Origin of the sequence: Streptomyces calidiresistens (assembly GCF_014141525.1) — a bacterium.
GTDB classification, from domain to species: domain Bacteria; phylum Actinomycetota; class Actinomycetes; order Streptomycetales; family Streptomycetaceae; genus Streptomyces; species Streptomyces calidiresistens.
The window spans coordinates 1-19,243 of the sequence record NZ_VKHS01000005.1; the positions used below are offsets into that span (position 1 = coordinate 1).

At 70.6% G+C, this 19,243-nt stretch carries 17 protein-coding genes and 1 pseudogene; 10 read left to right on the forward strand and 8 right to left on the reverse strand.

The genetic code is table 11. The annotated features are described in order from the left end of the window. Window positions 1-152 precede the first annotated feature (152 nt). From FOE67_RS00590 to FOE67_RS00605, 4 genes are all read left to right on the forward strand, one after another. Window positions 153-1,106: a pirin family protein gene (locus tag FOE67_RS00590; RefSeq protein WP_182659754.1), complete on the forward strand. Its 954-nt coding sequence runs from the start codon at window positions 153-155 to the stop codon at window positions 1,104-1,106. Between the two features lie 251 nt (window positions 1,107-1,357). Then, window positions 1,358-2,122 carry a class I SAM-dependent methyltransferase gene (locus FOE67_RS00595; RefSeq protein WP_182659755.1) on the forward strand — a complete coding sequence of 255 codons (765 nt, stop codon included), beginning with the start codon at window positions 1,358-1,360 and terminating at the stop codon, window positions 2,120-2,122. A gap of 231 nt (window positions 2,123-2,353) precedes the next feature. Then, window positions 2,354-3,805, forward strand: a complete 1,452-nt coding sequence (locus tag FOE67_RS00600) for an ATP-binding protein (RefSeq protein ID WP_194443828.1) — start codon at window positions 2,354-2,356, stop codon at window positions 3,803-3,805. A 101-nt stretch (window positions 3,806-3,906) separates the two neighbouring features. Further along, a complete protein-coding gene (locus tag FOE67_RS00605; protein ID WP_323383949.1) occupies window positions 3,907-4,542 on the forward strand; it encodes a GNAT family N-acetyltransferase in 636 nt (211 codons plus the stop codon). Between the two features lie 225 nt (window positions 4,543-4,767). Here the strand turns inward: FOE67_RS00605 and FOE67_RS00610 are convergent, their stop codons facing one another. The 3 genes from FOE67_RS00610 to FOE67_RS00620 form a co-directional block, all read right to left on the reverse strand. Beyond that, on the reverse strand, window positions 4,768-5,616 hold the full coding sequence (locus tag FOE67_RS00610) for a GNAT family N-acetyltransferase (RefSeq protein WP_323383951.1): 849 nt from the start codon (window positions 5,614-5,616) through the stop codon (window positions 4,768-4,770). A 142-nt stretch (window positions 5,617-5,758) separates the two neighbouring features. After that, window positions 5,759-5,953 carry a hypothetical protein gene (locus FOE67_RS00615; protein ID WP_182659757.1) on the reverse strand — a complete coding sequence of 65 codons (195 nt, stop codon included), beginning with the start codon at window positions 5,951-5,953 and terminating at the stop codon, window positions 5,759-5,761. A 9-nt stretch (window positions 5,954-5,962) separates the two neighbouring features. Beyond that, window positions 5,963-6,814, reverse strand: a complete 852-nt coding sequence (locus tag FOE67_RS00620) for a helix-turn-helix domain-containing protein (protein WP_143623616.1) — start codon at window positions 6,812-6,814, stop codon at window positions 5,963-5,965. Between the two features lie 286 nt (window positions 6,815-7,100). Here FOE67_RS00620 and FOE67_RS00625 point away from each other — a divergent pair, with 286 nt between their 5' ends. The 4 genes from FOE67_RS00625 (at window position 7,101) to FOE67_RS00640 (ending at window position 13,149) form a co-directional block, all read left to right on the forward strand. Further along, window positions 7,101-7,553: an ATP-binding protein gene (locus tag FOE67_RS00625; RefSeq protein WP_323383955.1), complete on the forward strand. Its 453-nt coding sequence runs from the start codon at window positions 7,101-7,103 to the stop codon at window positions 7,551-7,553. Between the two features lie 326 nt (window positions 7,554-7,879). Next, window positions 7,880-10,957: a Tn3 family transposase gene (locus tag FOE67_RS00630; RefSeq protein ID WP_182659758.1), complete on the forward strand. Its 3,078-nt coding sequence runs from the start codon at window positions 7,880-7,882 to the stop codon at window positions 10,955-10,957. Between the two features lie 98 nt (window positions 10,958-11,055). Beyond that, window positions 11,056-11,706 carry a CatB-related O-acetyltransferase gene (locus tag FOE67_RS00635; protein ID WP_182659759.1) on the forward strand — a complete coding sequence of 217 codons (651 nt, stop codon included), beginning with the start codon at window positions 11,056-11,058 and terminating at the stop codon, window positions 11,704-11,706. Window positions 11,707-11,973: 267 nt separating this feature from the next. Beyond that, window positions 11,974-13,149, forward strand: coding sequence for a macrolide family glycosyltransferase (locus FOE67_RS00640; RefSeq protein ID WP_228473417.1), 1,176 nt, complete (start codon window positions 11,974-11,976; stop codon window positions 13,147-13,149). Between the two features lie 77 nt (window positions 13,150-13,226). Here the strand turns inward: FOE67_RS00640 and FOE67_RS00645 are convergent, their stop codons facing one another. The 3 genes and pseudogenes from FOE67_RS00645 to FOE67_RS00655 form a co-directional block, all read right to left on the reverse strand. Beyond that, window positions 13,227-14,204 carry a tyrosine-type recombinase/integrase gene (locus FOE67_RS00645; protein ID WP_182659760.1) on the reverse strand — a complete coding sequence of 326 codons (978 nt, stop codon included), beginning with the start codon at window positions 14,202-14,204 and terminating at the stop codon, window positions 13,227-13,229. Window positions 14,205-15,075: 871 nt separating this feature from the next. Further along, window positions 15,076-15,333, reverse strand: a pseudogene (locus FOE67_RS00650) (IS5/IS1182 family transposase); the annotation flags it as partial. Window positions 15,334-15,358: 25 nt separating this feature from the next. Continuing rightward, complete coding sequence (locus FOE67_RS00655) at window positions 15,359-15,823, reverse strand: DUF6069 family protein (RefSeq protein WP_182659761.1); 465 nt, start codon at window positions 15,821-15,823, stop codon at window positions 15,359-15,361. Between the two features lie 367 nt (window positions 15,824-16,190). Between FOE67_RS00655 and FOE67_RS00660 the strand changes: the two genes are divergently transcribed. Further along, complete coding sequence (locus tag FOE67_RS00660; RefSeq protein ID WP_182659762.1) at window positions 16,191-16,757, forward strand: TetR/AcrR family transcriptional regulator; 567 nt, start codon at window positions 16,191-16,193, stop codon at window positions 16,755-16,757. Here FOE67_RS00660 and FOE67_RS00665 read toward each other — a convergent pair. Further along, entirely contained in the window at window positions 16,742-17,224 is a 483-nt protein-coding gene (locus FOE67_RS00665; RefSeq protein ID WP_182659763.1) for a Rossmann-fold NAD(P)-binding domain-containing protein, read from the reverse strand. The two genes, FOE67_RS00660 and FOE67_RS00665, sit on opposite strands and share 16 nt — an antisense overlap. 917 nt (window positions 17,225-18,141) lie before the next feature. Here FOE67_RS00665 and heR point away from each other — a divergent pair. Beyond that, window positions 18,142-18,924, forward strand: coding sequence for a heliorhodopsin HeR (gene heR, locus FOE67_RS00670; RefSeq protein ID WP_182659764.1), 783 nt, complete (start codon window positions 18,142-18,144; stop codon window positions 18,922-18,924). 105 nt (window positions 18,925-19,029) lie between these two features. Here heR and FOE67_RS00675 read toward each other — a convergent pair whose 3' ends face one another. Then, window positions 19,030-19,239 carry an MbtH family protein gene (locus FOE67_RS00675; protein WP_143621851.1) on the reverse strand — a complete coding sequence of 70 codons (210 nt, stop codon included), beginning with the start codon at window positions 19,237-19,239 and terminating at the stop codon, window positions 19,030-19,032. Between the last annotated feature and the right edge of the window lie 4 nt (window positions 19,240-19,243).

Genomic DNA, 19,243 nt, shown 5'->3' on the forward strand with positions numbered 1-19,243 from the left:
TCTCCGCTCCCTCCCGTCCTTCCCGCTTCGCGAGGTCGAACGGCGCGTCCCGGCCGCCGTTCGACCGCCGCGCATCCATCCTTGGGACAGGGGACGAAGGACGGACGACGGGCCCGGACGCGGCCCGGACACCCAGCGAAAGGGGTTGTGTGATGAGCGGACCGGTGAGCACGGTCGACGCACCCGACGACCGGGCCGACACCGGCCACCCCGCCCCGCCCTGCCTGGAGGTCACCGAGGGCCGCGAGGCGACGGTCGGCGGACTGCGGGTGCGCCGATCCCTGCCGCGCCGGGGACGCCGCACCGTCGGCGCCTGGTGCTTCGCCGACCACATGGGCCCCGCCGACGTCACCGAGAACGGCGGCCCCGACATCGGCCCCCACCCGCACATCGGCCTGCAGACCGTCACCTGGCTGCTCGACGGACAGATGCTCCACCGCGACAGCCTCGGCTCCGAACAGGTCATCAAGCCCGGGCAGCTCAACCTGATGACCTCCGGCCACGCCGTCTCCCACGCGGAGGAGGACACCGGCCACTACCGGGGCGTCCTGGAGGGCATCCAGCTGTGGACCGCCCTCCCCGAGTCCACCCGCCACGGCGCCGCGGACTTCGAGCACCACACCGAACTGCCGAAGGCCGACCTCGACGGCGGCACCGGTGTCGCCACCGTCCTGATCGGCGACTTCGCCGACCTCGCGAGCCCCGCCCGCCACGACACCCCGCTCGTCGGCGTGGACCTCGACCTGCGGGGACCGGCCACGGTGCCGCTGCGCCCCGACTGGGAGTACGCCCTGGTCGTCCTGCGCGGCGCGGTGGCCGTCAACGGGCAGCCCCTGGAGCCCGGCCGGCTCGGCTACCTGGGGGAGGGGCGGGACGAGCTCCCGCTGGAGGTCCGCGAGCCCACCAGGGTCATGCTCCTGGGCGGCGAGCCCTTCCCCGAGCCCATCGTCATGTGGTGGAACTTCGTCGGCCGCGACCGCGCGGAGATCGACGCCGCCTACGACTCCTGGGCCCGCATGGACGACCGCTTCGGCCGCGTGGAGTCCTCCCTGCCCCTCATCCCCGCCAAGCCGCCCCACTGGCGCCGGCCCGGCAACGGCGACTGACCGGGAGGGCTTCCGTCGCCCCCGACGGGCATGGGACCTTTCGGGGATACCGGAGCGGGGATACCGGAGGCGTCGCGGCCGGAACGGTCGCCGGCACCCCGCGTCCCGCCGTGCGACCCGGAAGCGTCGGAGCCGGACGGGGACGAGGAGGACCCGACCGAAGACCGCCCCTCGGGTGACGCCTCCTCTCCCGCGTCCGGGCGCCCGGAAAACGAAGGCGCGGGCGGGAATCCGGTGGCAGGCTGCCCGGTATGCCTGAGCGCGCATTGAGTTTCGGGGCAACGGCGGAGGCGTACGAACGGTTTCGACCGGGGTATCCCACCGAACTCCTCGACAGGGTGCTGGCCTACGCGGATCGCCCGATTCGGACCGCCCTGGAGATCGGGGCCGGAACGGGCAAGGCGACCCGGCTGTTCGCCCGACACGGAATCGCGGTAACCGCCACCGATCCGGACCCGGCGATGCTCACCGAGCTGCGCGGACATGTGCCGCCGGACGTCCGAACGGAGCGAGCCGCTTTCGAGGACCTGCGGTCGGATGAGAAGTACGGACTCGTCTACGCGGCGGCCTCACTGCACTGGACCACGCCGGAGGGCCGGTGGTCACGCGTGGCCGCGTTGGTGGAGCCCGGTGGCGTTTTCGCCTCGTTCGGCGGACCCCTGCGGCCGGCCGATCCGGCTGTCGGGGAAGCCGTCCGCGCGGCACGGGCACCGTTCCTGGAAAGCGACGGTGTTCCGTCCCCCGACGGAACACCGCCGGGAGATGCCATGCAGTGGCCGGGCACGGAACTCCGACGCTCCCGGTGGTTCACCGACGTGCGGCAATCGGTGATCGAACGGCGCTACGCGATGAGCGCGAGCGACTACCTCGGCCACCTCTCCACCATCTCGGCCTACCTCGTACTGCCCTCCGCGGCACGACGGGAGGTGTTCGGCCGGATCGGGCGGGTGTTGCCCGAGGTGGTCGAGATGGACGCCGACCTCACCGTCCATCTCGCGCGTCGGCGCCACGAGTGAGGGGGCCCGGCAGCCTCACCGGGGCGCAACCCCGCGACCGGGAATCGGAACCCGCGCGCTCCTCGACCAACGGTCGAACGACCACGGACACGGTGGGCGGCGAATACCCCCGACCGAGGCGGTCCCGTACGGCGGGGTCGGTGCCGTGCCCCGTGCGGCGAAGCATGGATAAGCACAGTTATAATAACTGTGCTTATCCATGCTGGAGGAACCGTGCGCAAGCCGTCCGACATGTTCGACCGGGACTTCGAGTGGGCGGAGCTGACCCGCTTCGCCACCCACCGTGCCCCGCACGCCACCCTCGGCGTGGTCTCCGGACGCCGCCGCCAGGGCAAGACCTACCTCCTCGACGCCCTCACCCGCGCCACCGGCGGCTTCATGTTCACCGCCACCGAGGCCGCCGAACGCGAAGCCCTGGACCGACTGGGGGAGGACCTCGCCCACCACCTCGGCGAGCCCGTCCCCCTGCGCTTCGACGGCTGGCACCAGGCCATCACCCGCCTCCTGCACACCACCGACCGCGAACCGCGCACCGTGGTCCTCGACGAGTTCCCCTACCTCGCCCGCAGCTCACCCGCCCTGCCCTCGATCATCCAGCGCGCCCTGGACCCCGGGAACCGCTCCGCCGCCGGCCCCGTCCGCCTGCTGCTGTGCGGCTCGGCCCTGTCCTTCATGGGCGGCCTGCTCTCCGGGAACGCCCCGCTGCGGGGCCGCGCCGGCCTCGAACTCGTCGTGCCCACCCTCGACTTCCGCCTCGCCGCCCGATTCTGGGAGATCGACGACCCCCGCACGGCCGTCCTCACCCATGCCGTCGTCGGCGGCACCCCCGCCTACCGGCGCGAGTTCTCCCGCGACGACACCCCCGAGGGCCCCGACGACTTCGACCCGTGGGTCGTGCGCACCGTCCTCAACCCCGCCCGACCCCTCTTCCGCGAGGCCCGCTACCTCCTGGCCGAGGAACCCGACCTCCGCGACCCCGCCCTGTACCACTCGGTGCTCGGCGCCATCGCCGACGGCCACCCCTCGCGCGGCGGCATCGCCAACCGCCTCGGCCGCAAGTCCACCGACCTCGCCCACCCGCTCGGCGTGCTGGAGGACGTCGGCCTCATCGGCCGTGAACCCGACGCCTTCCGGCGCAACCGCTCCACCTACCGCATCACCGAACCCCTCATCACCTTCCACCACGCCGTCATGCGACCGGCCTGGGGCGAACTGGAACGTCCGGGACGCGGGGCCCGGGTCTGGGAACGACTGCGTCCCGCCTTCCGCAGCAAGGTCGTGGGGCCGCACTTCGAGGCCCTGTGCCGGGAGTGGACCCGCTGGTACGCGTCCCCGGAGACCTGTGGGGGCCACCCCTCCCGGGTCGCCGCCGGCACCGTCAACGATCCCGCCGCCCGCATCACCCGCGAGGTGGACGTGGCAGCCTTCGGCCGGGACGGGGAGGACCGGGAGAAGCTGCTGGCCATCGGCGAGGCCAAGTGGAACGAGCCGCTGGGACTCGGCCACCTGGAACGACTCGAACACATCCGGGAACTGCTGCGGGCCCGGGGCGACGTGCGGGCGGGGGAGACCCGTCTGTTCTGCTTCGGCGGCGCCGGCTTCACCGACGACCTGCGGCGCCGAGCGGAGGGGAACCCCGAGGTGCAGCTCATCGACCCCCACCGGCTCCACCACGGCGACTGAGCCGACCTGCCCGGCGCCCGCCGCCCGGCGTTCTTCCGGGCCCGGACCGACGGGACCGAAAACGGGATGCCGGGTCACAGGGGCCGTGCTGGAATGCCCCGGTGACCGTCGATTCCCCCTCCTCCACGGCCCCGGAACTCCCCCTGCGCACGCCACGGATGCTGCTGCGCCGCATCGTCCCCGCCGATCTCGACGCCCTGGCCGACCTGCACGGCGATCCGCGCGTGATGCGGCGGATCGACGACGGCCGCCCGGTGAGCCGGGAGACGGTGGAGCGCGAGACCCTGCCCGCCCTGCTGCGCGAATACCGGGAGGGACCGACCGGCTCCCTCGGCTGCCTGGCGGCCGAGAACACCGGGAACACCGGGAACACCGAGGACGCCGGGAAGGGAAAGTTCCTCGGCTGGTTCTCCCTGCGCCCCGCGCACAGCACCGGCCTGCGCCCCGGCGACGGCCTGGAGTTGGGCTACCGCCTGCGCCCGGCGGTGTGGGGGCGCGGTTACGCGACCGAGGGCGCGCGGGCCCTGGTCGCCACGGCCTTCACCGACCTCGGTGCCGAACGGGTCGTCGCCACGACGATGACCGTCAACACCGCCTCACGGCGGGTGCTGGAGAAGGCCGGCCTGGCGCTCGTGCGCACCTTCTTCGAGGAGTGGCCCGATCCCGTCGAGGGCGCCGAGCACGGCGATGTCGAGTACGCCCTCACCCGCGAGGAGTGGTCCGCCCGCCTCGGCTGAGCACTTCCGCCGGCGTGCGGGGCCCGTGTCGGCGGCTCGGCCCTCGCCCGTCGGGCCCCACGCGAGCCCGCCGTACAGACCCTCCGCCGGGGGAGTGGTTCACCTTCACGGACGGAAACCGGCGCCGCCCCCGGCCGGGTTCGGACACCGCTCGCCGGCCAGGGAATCCGGGAACATCGTGAGCGCCGGTGAGAAGCAAGCCCCGGCTCGGGGGACCGAGGGGATCTATTCGGCGGGTTCGGCGGCCAGTGCCGTGCCGATCCTCCGGAAACCTAGCCGGGCGTAGATCCGTGCGATCGCGTCGTCCCCCGCCGACAGGAAGACGGTTTCCACTCCCCGTGACCGGGCGTCGGCCACCAGCGCCGCGGTGACCGCGAGTGCGAGCCCTCGACGGCGAGCGGCGGGAAGCGTTCCGACCCCGACGATCTCGCTCACCCCCGCGAGCGGCTGGTGTTGTCCCGCCGAGAGCGCCATGCCGTCTTCGACTGCTGCGGCGACCACCGTCAGACCGGCGCGGATACGGGGGATCGCGGGTTCCAGCGATTCGTCACCCACACCGGCCTCGACCGCTTCCGCCAGTTGCGGTGTGCCCGCCGGACCGATACGGGTCCCGGGGTCGGCGAAGGCGAGATGGGGCACGGTCAGGGCGCCGGCGAGCACCGGATCATCCACGCCCGGGATCCGCACCGATACGGTGCCGGCCACCTCCTCCACCGGCACTGTCGGAGCGGATGGATCGAGCACCATCAGCGGATGCTCCCGGACCACGAGTCCCGTCTCCTCGACGGCCGCCCGCAGCGCGGGCGTGGTCTCGGCGACCCATTCGAAACTCTCCGGGACACCCAGCTCCCGCTGGCGGGCCCGAACCCTCCGCACGTCACCGGCCTCCGGAGGGCCGGACCATCCCTGCGTGGGACGGGCATGGAACGGCCGGCCCCGCCCCTGCCGCACGAACAAGGTCAGCGGTCCGTGTTCCTCGACGCGGGCCTCGTGGCGGGGAACCGTGTCGTGGTACTCCTCGATCCGGGCCAACAACACTCGCTCGGGATGCTCGTGGAAATCAGCGGAAGTCACGCCGGGAATCCAAGCAACACGGCACCCCCGCCGCCACTTCGTTTCGCTTCACCCGGTGGCACGCCCCGGCCGGAAGTGCCCCGGATCGGCCGGCTCTGTGGTCGGGGCGGTTCCCTCCGCCCCGACCACAGAGCCGGCCCCCTCAGTCGAGCAGGTGGTCGGCCTTGCCGGCCTTGATGTCGCGGATGAGGGTGCGCAGGGCGTCGATGGAGTCGGTGACGCGGTGGTCCTCCCGTCCGTGGACGGCTATGTGGGCGTTGCCTGCCGCATCGGTCCCGATGCGGAAGCAGTTGTTGCCCTCCCCACAGAAGGGATCTTCCCAAGTGATGTCGGACATCCGAACTCCTCACAGTTGCCGGGCGATGTCATGGATGAAATCCCGTGATGCCGAGGGGGACAAGGCGGCCTCGGCCATCCAGTCCAGATGGCTGCGGTACTTGGAGAGCTGTGCTTCTGCGTGGGTGAACTCCGGGCCGTGAGCGGAGTCCAGTTGGACCGTGTCGAGCTGGGGTACCACCCCTTCCGCGTACAACATGGCGTGACCGGCTCCCGGGAAGATTCCGCACTCCACCGGAAGGACCCGCACGGTGATGTGATCGCGTTCCGACATGGCGCAGAGATGTTCGAGTTGAGCACGGGTGGTGACTCGACCGCCGAACCTCATCCGCAACGCCGCTTCGTGGACGTAGGCGATGTAGGGGAGAGGAGGCGTTCGGTCGAGTACCAGTTGCCGACGCATCCGATGATTCACCCGTAGCTCGATTTCCAGCCGGGAGAGAGGCGGAAGCACAGCGCCGAAGACCACGCGGGCGTACTCCTCGGTTTGCAGCAGGCCGGGCACGTGCACCGTCTGAGTGGTGTGCAACCGGGTGGCGTGCCACTCCAGTTCCGCGATGTCCAGCAGGCCGGAGGGAAGTGTGCCCCGGTGCTCTTCCCACCATCCGCTCTCCCTCCGCTCGGCCATGGCCACCAGCGCTTCCACGTACGCCGGGTCCGAGCAGGAGTAGTTACCGGCGAGAGTGCGCACACGTTCGGGTGTGATGACACGAACCCCGGACTCCATGTTCGAGACCTTGGTGCGGTCGATTCCCAGTAGTCCGGCTGCGTACTCGGTACTTACGCCTGCGGCTGTTCGAAGTTTCCGTAGCTCCGAACCCAGGCGCTTCTGACGTTCGGTGGGAGTGCGGCGGGTGGGCATGCGGACCTCTCCGAGGGTCAGGGCCCCAGCGGGGAGGCACTGACCCAACACTTTCGTGGTAATTGCCTCTGTCGGCGTGGCAGGGTGCCGACACATACATTAGCGTTCCGTAGTGAAGGAAACGCGAACGGCAACGTCGGAAGTGCACCGCGCGAGCGTGCCCACCTTTCCCGGGGTGGGAACGCCCGGGTCCGGGAAGGCGAGCCACCGACGCCGCCGTGGTCGCGAGTACCACTCCACTGTCAACCCTGTGCCCACGCGCCCGAGTTCAACCGAGGAGCCGGTCGTGCCGGAAACGCCTCCCTCCATCCTGTCCGCCCGTAACCACCCCGCCGTTCCCGTCGTGCCCCGCTGCTGGACCTTCCCGCCCGAGCCGGGTTCCGTGTCCCGTGCCCGCCGGGCGGTGGTCGACGCCCTGTCACCCGACTGTTGTCCCGAGGTGCGCGACGATCTCGCCCTCGTGGTCTCCGAGCTGGTGACCAACGCCATCCGCTACGGGGCCGAACCCGACCACGCCGAACTCGTCGAGCTGGTGCTGTGGCCGGTCGACGGCTGCTACTGGCTGGCGGTCTCCGATCCCGGTGAGGGACTGCCGCACCGGGCCCCGCCGAGCGCCGAGGCCACCGGCGGGCGCGGTCTGCCGCTGGTGGACGCCCTCACCGTCACCCGCGCGATCGTCCCCCGTCCCGTGCGCGGCAAGTCCGTCGTCGTCGGCCTCCGCCTGCGCGCCGGGGCGTGAGTGAAGGACCCGGCCCCTCGCTCGTCAACGAAGCAGGGGCTGCGCCGAGCGCGGTGGGGTGCCCGATCGAGTCCGTGCTGTCTTTCTCTTTCGTCTGTGGGAGTGGACCTCGACTGTCGAGGCGAATGAAACGGACCCCCTTGCAGGTCCGAGGTGGATGAAGAGTTGGGGCGGGTCCTGTGGGGGTGTGGCTCGTTGAAGGGGGTTGAGGAACATCCATGTCAGATCGTGCGCTAAGCCCCCGCAGCCTCGATCGACGCTTTGACCTGGGCTGATCGTACGGCGCAGCCTTCGCGGGTCGATGTTGTCGATCTTCGGAGGACCTGGTGTCGGTCGAGTTCCTGTCGGATCAACAGGCAGCCCAGTACGCGGCGTTCAACGGAGCGCCGTCACGTGCGGAGTTGGAGCGGTATTTCTTCCTGGATGACTCGGATCTGGAGAAAGTGCAGGCCAAACGGCGTTCGCACAACCGGCTCGGGTTCGCGGTCCAGCTGACGAGCGTGCGCTACTTGGGCCGGTTCATGCCGGACCCGCGGCAGGTGCCGGCGGAGGTGGCCGGGTACCTGGCCGAGCAGTTGGGCATCGCCGATCCGTCGTGTCTCAAGGAGTACGGCGAGCGGGACGGGACAGCTCGTACTCACGCCGGGGAGATCCAGGAGGCCGGGGGTTGGCGTGACTTCGCCGAGGTGCGGGACGAGCTGAGCGAGTGGCTCGACGCGCGGGCCTGGACGACCGGGGACGGGCCGAAGTCGCTGTTCGATGCGGCGGCTGGGTGGTTGCGCGAGCGCCGGGTGCTGCTGCCCGGGGCGAGTCGACTGGCCCGGTTGGTGGGCTCGGTTCGGGAGGCCGCGAACAACCGGCTGTGGGACACCCTGTACGGCCTGCTGAGCATCGGCCGGCGGGCGGTGCCGGACTCGTTGTTGTCCGTTCAGCCGGGTGCCCGGATCTCGGAGCTGGACCGGTTGCGCCGGGGTCCGGTGCGGATCCCCGGGCCACAGATGAAGTGGGCGTTGGAGCGGGCGGAGGAGACCGCGGCCTTCGGGATGGGGGAGGTGGACGTGTCCGCGATACCGCCGCGGCGGCTGGCGGAGCTGTCGCGGTACGGGGTCGACGGTAAGGCGTCGCTGCTCAAGCGGCACGGTGACTCCCGGCGCCTGGCCACGCTGTTGGCCACGGCGGTCTACCTGACGTCCCGGGCGGTCGATGACGCCCTGGACCTGCTGGAGGTGCTGGTCGCGACGAAGCTGCCGGCCCGGGCGGAGCGGGAGACAGTGAAGGAGAAGCTGAAGACCCTGCCGCGCGTGGAGCGTGCGTCGACGAAGCTGGCTGCCGCGTTCCGGATCGTGTTCGACAGCACCGGAGAGCAGGTCGACACCGACACCGGGGAGATCAGCCCGCCCGAGGTGGAGACGCTGGAGGCGATGTGGGAGCGGATCGAGCAGGTGGTGCCCCGGCACGAGCCGGCGGCGGCGATCGCCGCGCTGTTCGAGCTGACTCCGCCGCTCGACTCGGACGCGGACGAGGCATGGCGGACCCAGCTGATCACTCGGTTCAGCACCGTGAGGCCGTTCCTGAAGCTCCTGGTGACGGTGGTCGACTTCGGAGCTACACCGGAGGGTGTGGCGGTCCTGAAGGCGTTGAAGTCGCTGCCGGACCTGATGGGGCGCAAGAAGGTCGGGCCCGCCGAGATCGACGCCAGTCTGCTCACGGGCTCCTGGCGGCGCCTGGTGTTGTCCGCGCCGCACCTGAAGCCGGGCACGGTCGACTGGAAGGCGTACACGTTCTGCGTCCTGGAGCAGATGCACCGGATGCTGCGTCGGCGGGAGGTGTTCGCGAAGAACTCCTCCAAGTGGGGCGATCCCCGCGCCAAGCTGCTGGACGGGGACGCGTGGCAGCAGGCCAAGCCAACTGTGCTCGCCTCGCTCGGCGTGCCCCCCCCCGGGGCGGGGGAGCACCTGGCGGCGCGGGCCGCGCTGCTGGACGGCACCTACCGCGAGGTCGCCGCGCGGGTGCCGGCGAACTCGCAGATCGTGTTCGACGACGACGGCCGCCTGCACTTCGCCGCCCCGGAGCCGGAGCCGGAGCCGGAGCCGGAGCCGGAACCTGCCTCCCTGCGCCGGCTGCGGGAGGCGGTGGAGGCGATGCTGCCCCGTGTCGACCTGCCAGAGGTGCTGCTGGAGGTGTTCTCGTGGTCCGGGGCTGACCAGGCGTTCACCTCGGTCACCGGCGGCGAGGCGAGGCTGAAGGACCTGCACGTGACGATCGCCGCGCTGCTGGTCGCGCACAGCTGCAATGTCGGCTACACCCCGGTCATCGGAGCCGCGGACGCCCTGAAGTACGGCCGCCTTTCCCATGTCGACCAGACGTACCTGCGGCTGGCGACGTATCGGGCAGCGAACGCCACGCTGATCGACTGCCAGGCATCGATCCCGCTCGCGCAGGCGTGGGGCGGCGGCCTGGTCGCCTCGGTGGACGGCATGCGGTTCGTCGTGCCCGTGCCGTCGGTGTACGCCCGGCCGAACCCGAAGTACTTCGGGCGCCGGGGCGGCGCCACCTGGCTGAACATGATCAACGACCGGGCGGCGGGGCTGGGCGGGAAGGTGGTGGCCGGCACCCCGCGCGACTCGCTGTACGTGCTGGACGTCCTCTACGACCGCGACGGCGGCAAACGCCCCGAGATGATCGTCACCGACACCGCGAGCTACAGCGACATTGTCTTCGGGCTGCTCACCCTGGCGGGATTCGCGTACGCGCCGCAGCTCGCTGACCTGCCGGACCAAAAGATGTGGCGCATCGACCGCACGGCCGATTACGGCGCCTTCCAGGAGGCGGCCCGTGGCCGGGTCGACCTTGCCAGGATCGAACGGCACTGGGAGGACATTCTGCGGTTCATCGGATCCGTCCACACCGGCGCTGTGCGCGCGTACGACGTGATCCGGATGCTGTCCCGCGACGGCCGCCCCACCCCGCTCGGCGACGCCATCGCCCACTACGGTCGGATCTCCAAGTCCCTCCACATCCTGCGACTGGCCGACGAGCCCGGCTACCGGCGGCAGATCAAGAGCCGGGCCAACCTCCAGGAGGGCCGTCACTCCCTCGCCCGGAAGATCTTCCACGGCCGTTCCGGGCAGCTCTACCAGCGTTACCAGGACGGCATGGAGGGCCAGATCGGCGCCCTCGGCCTCGTCCTCAACGCACTCGTGCTCTTCAACACCAGGTATATGGACGCCGCCGTGAACCAGCTGCGTGCAGACGGCTTCGACGCCCGAGACGAGGACGTCGCCCGCCTCTCCCCGTTCGTGCGACACCACATCAACATGCACGGCCGGTACTCATTCCAACTCCCCGATCTTCCCGGAGGGCTACGCCCGCTTCGGTACCCGGACAGTACCGACGGGTCGTAGCCGTGCGTTGGTGCAGGTGGTAATTGGGTGTCCCGGGGCGGTGCGGTGCAGCGACCATGGACCGGACACGGACCGCAACCGATGAGGAATCGCTCCCCATGCCTGTGCCTGCCGACCCGACGATCCTCCATCCGATGCCCGGGCAGCCGAGGGTGGTGCTGCTCAGAGCGCTGGTGAAGTCTCCGCTGATCGAAGTCGGGGAGTACTCCTATTACGACGACCCGGACGACGCGACCGCGTTCGAAACACGCAACGTGCTGTACCACTACGGGCCGGAGAAGCTGATCATCGGCAAGTTCTGCGCGCTGGGTACGGGGGTGCGGTTCATCATGAACGGCGCCAATCACCGTATGGACGGCCCCTCGACCTTCCCTTTCCCTACCATGGGCGGCTCGTGGTCAGAACACTTCGACCTGCTCACCGGCCTGCCCAGCCGAGGGGACACCATCGTCGGCAATGACGTTTGGTTCGGCCACGGCACGACGGTGATGCCCGGTGTACGGATCGGACACGGCGCGATCATCGGCACCGGCGCCGTAGTCACCACGGATGTACCCGACTACGGGATCGTCGGCGGTAACCCGGCACGGCTCATCCGTACCCGGTACAGCGAACAGGACGTCGCTCGGCTGCTTGCTGTGGCCTGGTGGGACTGGCCCGCGGAGCACCTCACCGACCACGTGCGGACGATCATGTCGGGCAGCATCGCCGATCTGGAGGCCGCCGTTCCGGGCGGCCCGCATGCGTGACGCTTCTACGAGGGGCTTGCCCGCGGGCGCATCGACACCCGCGGGCAGCCCCCATGGGGGGCGACGGTAATTGAGGTGCCCTCAAACCTGAGGGCAGGCTAGGGTCGTGGGTATGTTCTTCCTCCTTCAGATCTACGGCTGACACGGTCGGGCAGCGCCCCGTCTCCCCGCATCCCATGTGCATGCCTATATCCAAGGCTCTCGGATAGGCCGGCGCACGGGCTTGTCGTGTCCCTTCCCCCGTAGACCTGAAGTGAGTGATCATCCATGTCCCGTCGCCGTGCCCACATCGCGATGGTCGGCATCCCCGCCGTCAGCCACGTCCGGCCCAGCCTTGAGATCATCCGCGAGCTGGTGGCCCGCGGCCACCGCGTGACCTACGCCAACGACCCGGCGGTGGCCGACCTGATCACGGCCACCGGCGCCGAACTGCTTACCTGCACTTCCGTGCTGCCGGTCGCCGACAACAACTGGCCCGACGACCCCATCGCCGCGATGGGCCTTTTCCTCGACAACGCCATCCAAGCACTGCCCCAGTTGCACGCCGCCTACCACCACGACCCGGCGGACCTGTACCTGTACGACATCGGCGCCTACGCTGCGCGCGCCCTCGCCGAGACGCAGGACCGACCCCTCATGCAGCTCTCCCCGACGTTCGTGGCCTGGGACGGCTATGACCGGGACGTCGCGGCCCACCTGCGGCAACTACCGGGGGCCGACGCCTACCGGGCCAAGTTCGCACGGTGGCTCGCCGACTGCGGGGCGTCCACCACCGACGTAGACGCCTTCTCCGGCCGGCCGTCGCGGGCCCTGGCCCTGATCACCCGGGCGATGCAGCCACACGCCGACCGCGTCGACACCGACACGGTGACCTTCGTCGGGCCCTGCTTCGACGCAGCCGCGGGCACGGGCAGCTGGACCCGTCCGGCGGACGCGGAGAACGTGCTACTGATCTCCCTGGGCTCGGCGTACACCCGTCAACCGGAGTTCTACCGTCAGTGCCTGACGGCCTACGGCAATCTGCCCGGCTGGCACGTCGTACTCCAGATCGGGAAGTACACCGACCCGCAAGAGCTCGGCGACATCCCGCCCAACGTCGAGGTGCACTCCTGGGTCCCGCAGCGGACGATCCTGGAGCAGGCGGACGCCTTCGTGACCCACGCCGGTATGGGCGGCTGCGGCGAAGGGCTGCTGGCAGGCGTCCCGATGATCGCCGTGCCGCAGGCCGCCGACCAGTTCATGAACGCCGACCGACTCGTGGAACTAGGCGTGGCCCGTCGCATCGACACCGCGGAAGCGACCGCCGAGACCCTGCGGGCGACCCTGAACGACCTGGTCACCGACGCGGACGTCACCCGCCGCTCGGCACTGTTGCGCGCCAGGGCGCGGGCCGAGGGCGGCACCCCGCACGCCGCCGACCTCATCGAGAACATGCTGGCCTGACCCTTGCCCGCCACCGCCGGGGCCTGTCAAGCAGCACTTCGCTGTTCGACATTCTCTTCCGTTCTCACCTGTCCCCATCATCCGTGCCTTGTGCCAGGAACGAGGAAACCGGTGAGCTCAGCAATCGCATCCGCGGAGGGTTTGAAGTAGCGGCGGAGGTTCTCGGGCTTCTTGTGCCGTGACTTCGCCATGAGCATCGGCAGACTCGCGCCGGCCTCGCCGAGGTGGGTGAGGCCGGAGTGCCGCCACTCGTGCAGATCCCAACCCGTGCCCGGCACTCCGCCACGGACCGTGTGGGCGTCGAGCAGGGCACGGGCCTGCCCGTACGACAAGCGGGCGAGGCCGGTGTCCGGGCAGACGTCGCGCGGGCTGACAACCTTCCCCGGGCCCGGCCTGCGGTGGGTGACGAACACCGGCCCGCGCGTGCGGCCCTTGATCAGCCGGGGAAGCAGCCGGGCCGTGCCGGCGTCCCAGAAGACCGGCTCCAGCACGAAATCCTCACGCGGGGCGCCTCGGCGACGCGTACGCGGCTGGGCGCCCTTGGCCTTCACACGGACACGGCGGCCGGCGAGGTCCAACTCCTCGATGTTGATGCCGAGGATCTCCTCCGCCCGCGCGCATGTCTCGTAAAGCATCCGCCAGAGCGTCTTCTCCCGCAGGTGGACATCGCGGCGGGCGATCAGCCGGTCGATCGCCATCTTCGAGTGGGCCGGAGTCTCGGAGTCCGGTGGCGTCACCCGCTTCACCCGGGCCGGGACCTCCGGACCGTCGTACCCGCGCTCGGCACACCAGCCCGGCCAGGACAGCACCGCCGCCCGGCGGGCGTTCCAGGTGTTGACCGCCGCTTCGCCCCACAGCAGTTCCAGGGCCGCGCCGATCTCGTCATCTACAGCCGTGGCCAGGGGACGGGCATCACCGAGGTGCTCGGCAGTCTTGCCGACGCCGGTCCCGTACGACCGCAGGGTGTTCGCATTGTTGAGCGAGTTGAGGAACGCGTCCGCCGCCGTGCGAACGGTCAGCACCTTCCCGGCGGGCAGCTGCCCAACGGTGGCCACCGCTTCCCCCTTGCCGCAGATAACAGGGCCGCTTCACGTAGCGTCCCGGAGTCATCGCCGCAGGTCGCGATCAACACTACCCCGGATAATAGGGCGTTATCCGTGGGAAGACTTCAGCCCGACCCCGAGACCGAAGCCCTGTTGGCCACCCACCAGGGCCGACGGAGGCTTGGCGCACGATCTGACATGGATGTTCCCCAACCCCCTTGAATGGGCGTGGGGAGTGGTTGGTGGGGTTTTGGATCTTTCATTATGGTTTGTGGTGTCTCGTGGAGCCGTTGTTGTGGTGCGAGCGGGTGTGGCCGCAGGGCGGGGGAGGCGGAACACCCCTGATGAGGCGGTGTTCGCCGCGATCGTGTACGTGCTCACCAGTGGGTGTGCCCGGGCCTCGGCCGCCGTGTTTCGGGATCCCCGGGCCCACCGCGCACCGGCGGTTCCCGATCCGGCCCGGGATGTGGGCCCGGGGCCGAGTCCCGTCGACCGGGGTAGGCCGGGCCCCGGGACGCTGTGCTGTCCGATGCGAACGGCCTGCCCCTCGTGGTCGCCGTCCCCACCGGCAACGCCCGGGACAGCCAAGGGGTGAAGCCGCTGTTGTCCGGCCTCCCATCGGGACACGACCCCGAACGCGGCCGCCACCACCGACCGGGGCGGATCCACGCGGACCGGAGGCCTGTGACATCCCCGACCCGCGTCGATGGACGCGCGGCCAACGCCTGGCCGTCCGTATCGCGCGCAGGGGCGTGGAGAGTTCCCCTCGATCCTCCGGCGTCCGCGTCCGAGTCGTGGGGAACTCTCCACGCCCTCGCGCGCGATACGGACTGCCTTCTTCGCGGACCAGACCTCGTACGGGGTCGGGAGTCGTACTCGATGGCAGTCGGCCGAAGGGGTCGGCGATGACCTGCACGTTCGTCCCGTGTCTCTTGTGTGTGCCGGAGTGGAACGGCCGGTGGGCGGCGATGCGGTCGATCGGCGGGAGCGTGCCGTACGGCAGCACGAACGCCTTCGCCGAGGCGGTCCGTGCCGTCTCGGCGAGGCTCGGAGCGAGAGCGGCCGGGACCTCCACGGCCTCGGTGGTGTACCGGTGGGCGGTCGTGGTTCGGATCCTCAAATCGGCCGCGAGCCGGGCGTATCCGGGCCGGTGGCCCCCAGCGCCCTCAGGTCGGGGGAGTCGGGGCAGCGGCCGGGCTCCCGGCATCGCGCGGCAGGGTGCGAGCGAATACCGGTATGACGATCACGGCGACGAGAAGATGCTGAAGGGCGAGCACGGCCCGGGTGAGCCCGGTCGCGTCGATCGCGATCACCGGCACGAAGGACAGCAGCAGGCCGACGGCGGCGAAAGCGAGCCACGCGGCACGAGGACGGGGCGTGAACCGCTCCGCTCCCCGGGCAACCGCCCACCCGATGAGGGTGGCCCCGAAAGCGGAGGCGAGCACCCCCACCGTGGCGATCTGCTGCGTCCCCTCCCCCTCGAAGGCCGGAACCAGCATCTCCGCACCAGCGGCCAGGGCGATGAGGTGCGCTGCCGCGGCGGCGAGGGCTCCCGAGACCGCGGCGAGCAGACGAAAGCGGGTGGGGGGCGTGCCGAGGGCGGTGAGACGAGCTTCGGGAGCGGTACTCACGGTGCACCCCTTTCCTTGTGAGGGCCCGATGGGCCGACATGGTGACGGACGGCGGGAGGGGGAGAGCCGGAGTGCCGGGGTTCCCCCGGACGGAGGGACCCGCCGGGCGACGACGGTCGTCCGGACGAGCCGACACCCTCTCCCTTCACTACGATACCGTAGCGTAGCGAAGGTGTTGAGCGGATCGCCCCAAGGGGCCTGTCGGGCAGTCCTCGCTGCCTAGACTGGCCCTCACGGTTCCGCGACCTTCCCTTGTCGCTCCCGCGCGGCCGGTGCCCTGCTCGTGGTGACGCCGCTCGCCGTGACGGGCGTCGCGGGCCGCGGACTGCGCGGCGCACGCGACAGGAACGAGAAGGAAAGGCTTCACGTGTCGACCGATCCCCGGGTATCCCGCTCCAGGGCCAGAATCATCGAGGTCACGCTTGACCTGCTCGCCACGCGGGGCGTGGCGGGGACCTCGGTCGACTCCATCGCCGAGCGTTCGGGGGTGGCCAAAACCACCATCTACCGGCACTGGTCGACCAAGGGCGAAGTGATCCTTGCCGCGATCGACACCTGCATCGACACCCCGGCCGCACCCGACCTCGGCTCACTGCGCGCCGACCTCCGGGCCCTCATCGGCGGTCTGTGCGAAGCACTGGCGCACAGCCGGTGGGCGGCACTCCTCCCCTCCCTTCTCGACGCTGCCCTGCGGGACCCCGAGTTCGCCGAAGTGCACCAGCGCTTCGCCGCCACCCGCACCGAGCCCGTGCGACGGGCGCTGGAGCGGGGGATCGAACGCGGGGAGCTACCCGCTGACACCGACCCGGGTGAACTCGTCGATCTGCTCTCCGGCGCGGTTTTCTACCGCCGACTGCTCGCCGGTGAGAGCGTGGACCGCGCTTACGGCGAACGCATCGTGGAGCGGGTGCTGCGGGCCTACGGCAGCCACTGACACCTCATCGCGATTTCCCGCCGGCCCCGCTCTTCAGTCGCCGGGCTCACCCGCCGTCCCCCCCCCGGGGGCGACTCCTTCGCCCACAGTGCGCGGTGATCACTCGGATAGGCACGCATCGACCCGGGGGGCCGCCCGGGCGATTCGGCCAGGGTGGGGTCGACCTTCTCCGCGTCGCCGCGCCGCAGCCCGGCGTGCAGGACGGTCTGAACGAGCATCTGAACCCGGGGCAGCCCACGCGCTCGGAGGTGGCGCAGATACCCCGGTATCGTCGCGGGGTCGTAACGGACCGGTCGGCCAAGCTCCTCCGTCAGGAGCTCCGCCACCTCCTCGAAGGTGAGCGCCCGGGGCCCGGTGAGAGGGTAGGCGCGTCCGACGTGCCCGCGCGGGTCCTCAAGAATCCGGGCGGCCGGCTCGCCCGGGTCCCGGGTGTCGATGAAGGCCACTCTGCCGTCACCGGCCGGCACGTGGATCCTGTCGTCCTCACGGATATCGGGCCGGTGGGCACCCCGGTCCGACCACATGGCCCGAGTCCGGGTTTCCGGTCCCCACGCCTCCGGGCGGCGGGCGCATCATGATTCCGGATCACTTTTCCCACCGGGTCCACGGTGGGTGACCAAAACCGTGATCACGAACGGCGCGGTGGCTTCATTCCCGGCAGCGGTCCGCGCATGACGCTCATCGCGGACCCGCGGGTCACCCGCGCTCCGGGGCCGGCCCCGGTATCCCGCTGCCGTTCGTCGCAGACCTGCCGGAGCGGGCCGGGCATCTCGGGAGAGCACCGGAGGAGATACGGCAACTCGTCGATCACCGGCAGCGGGGCCCATGAACGCCCGGTGATCCGGGGCGTTGGCCAGAACCTCGTGTCCGTAGGTCAACCGCGGGGTGCCACGCCCTGCCCGCAGACCTCCGCCCTGCCCGGGGAACGCGCAGGCCCCCCGGCTGAGCGCGCCGGAGCCCGGTGGACGGTACCGGGCGCCTCACCCGGGGTGCGGCCCTCGGCGGACCCATCCGCATCGCCTGCACGGCCACCACCGTGTGTGCCCGCCCCACCTCGTCACCGTGGGTGGGGCCGGGGCGTGAGGACGTGCGCACAACCCCGTTCACGGCGCATGTGAAACACCCCCGTCGTCCGCGGACTCGCACACGGCGGTTCGATGTCCGTGGCCGGGGCCGCCTCCCCCCTCTGTCCGCCGGCGAGTGGAGGGATGCGGACGCCCGCACCGCTGAGGTGACCTCTCCCGACCGGCTTGGATACGCGGGTGAGCGGTGCCGGGTGCGGAGAGACCGGGTGGCAAGCCCCGGGGGATTCGTCCATATTGACACCGAAAGCGGTGTAGGGCCGTAGCACCGGAGAGCAGTACCGGAACCGGGAGGAACACCGATGCGCAACGACGGCAGCGAGCCGGTGGCAAGCGGTGTCACCGGGAAGCGACTGGCCGGACTCCGCGTGTGGAACCTCGGTCTCACCTTGTTGCACGTCGCCCAGGCCGCGCTCATCGTCCTGCTCGCCGGCGGCTTCTCGATCACGGTCACCTCATCCGTCCCCGAGGGGCCTCCCGGCACGGCCCCGCCCGCCCCGGAAGCGCTGTTCGACGTGCCGATCGCCTGGGCCATCGCCGTCTTCCTGGGGCTGGCGGCCCTCGATCATCTGCTGACGGCCACAGTGCTGCGCGGCGCGTATGAACGCGACCTGCGGCGTGGGATCAATCGCTTCCGATGGCTCGAGTACTCGGTCAGCGCCACCCTGATGATCATCCTCATCAGCCTTTACTCCGGCATCACCGGCATCAACGCCCTGATCGTCATCGCCGCTGCCAACGCCGCGATGATCTTCTTCGGGTGGCTCCAGGAACTCATGAACCCGCCCGGCCGCACGGCCACCACCATGCTGCCCTTCTGGTTCGGGACCATCGCCGGCCTGGGGCCGTGGGTGTCCATCGCCTTCAACATCGCCGCCTCCGAAACGGTCCCCGGCTTCGTCTACGGCATCATCCTCGCCCAAGCGGTCTTCTTCTTCAGCTTCGGCGTCAACCAGTGGCTCCAGTACCGCGAAATCGGACCGTGGGCCACCTACGCCTACGGTGAGAAGGCGTACCTGGTGCTCAGCCTGGTCGCCAAGTCCGTCCTGGCCTGGCAGATCTTCGGGGGCTCTTTGGCGGACTGACACGCGCCGGCCGGCCGGGCGCGCCGCCGGGGCGCTCGCCCACGGCCACGGGCCCCGATCCCCGGGGAGTGTCCGGGAGGTCGGGGCCCGTGGCCGTGGGCCGGCTCAGCCGGCGCTCGCCGCCATGCGCTCGCGCAGCGACCGGGGGCGCATGTCGGTCCACACCCGTCCGATGTGGTCCAGGCACTCCTGCCGGGTGCCGGTGGTGCCCTCGGCGTGCCAACCGGGAGGGAGGTCCCGGCCCTCGCGCCAGATGGAGTACTGATCCTCGTCGTTGCGCACGACCAGGTAGCCGGTCTCGTTGCCGTCGGTCATCGCC

Coding starts and splice junctions, on each gene's coding strand:
- FOE67_RS00640 (WP_228473417.1), top strand. CDS start 11,974: ATGTCCCGTCGCCGTGCCCACATCGCGATGGTCGGCATCCCCGCCGTC.
- FOE67_RS00600 (WP_194443828.1), top strand. CDS start 2,354: ATGTTCGACCGGGACTTCGAGTGGGCGGAGCTGACCCGCTTCGCCACC.
- FOE67_RS00590 (WP_182659754.1), top strand. CDS start 153: ATGAGCGGACCGGTGAGCACGGTCGACGCACCCGACGACCGGGCCGAC.
- FOE67_RS00620 (WP_143623616.1), bottom strand. CDS start 6,814: ATGCCCACCCGCCGCACTCCCACCGAACGTCAGAAGCGCCTGGGTTCG.
- FOE67_RS00675 (WP_143621851.1), bottom strand. CDS start 19,239: ATGACCGACGGCAACGAGACCGGCTACCTGGTCGTGCGCAACGACGAG.
- FOE67_RS00615 (WP_182659757.1), bottom strand. CDS start 5,953: ATGTCCGACATCACTTGGGAAGATCCCTTCTGTGGGGAGGGCAACAAC.
- heR (WP_182659764.1), top strand. CDS start 18,142: ATGCGCAACGACGGCAGCGAGCCGGTGGCAAGCGGTGTCACCGGGAAG.
- FOE67_RS00635 (WP_182659759.1), top strand. CDS start 11,056: ATGCCTGTGCCTGCCGACCCGACGATCCTCCATCCGATGCCCGGGCAG.
- FOE67_RS00595 (WP_182659755.1), top strand. CDS start 1,358: ATGCCTGAGCGCGCATTGAGTTTCGGGGCAACGGCGGAGGCGTACGAA.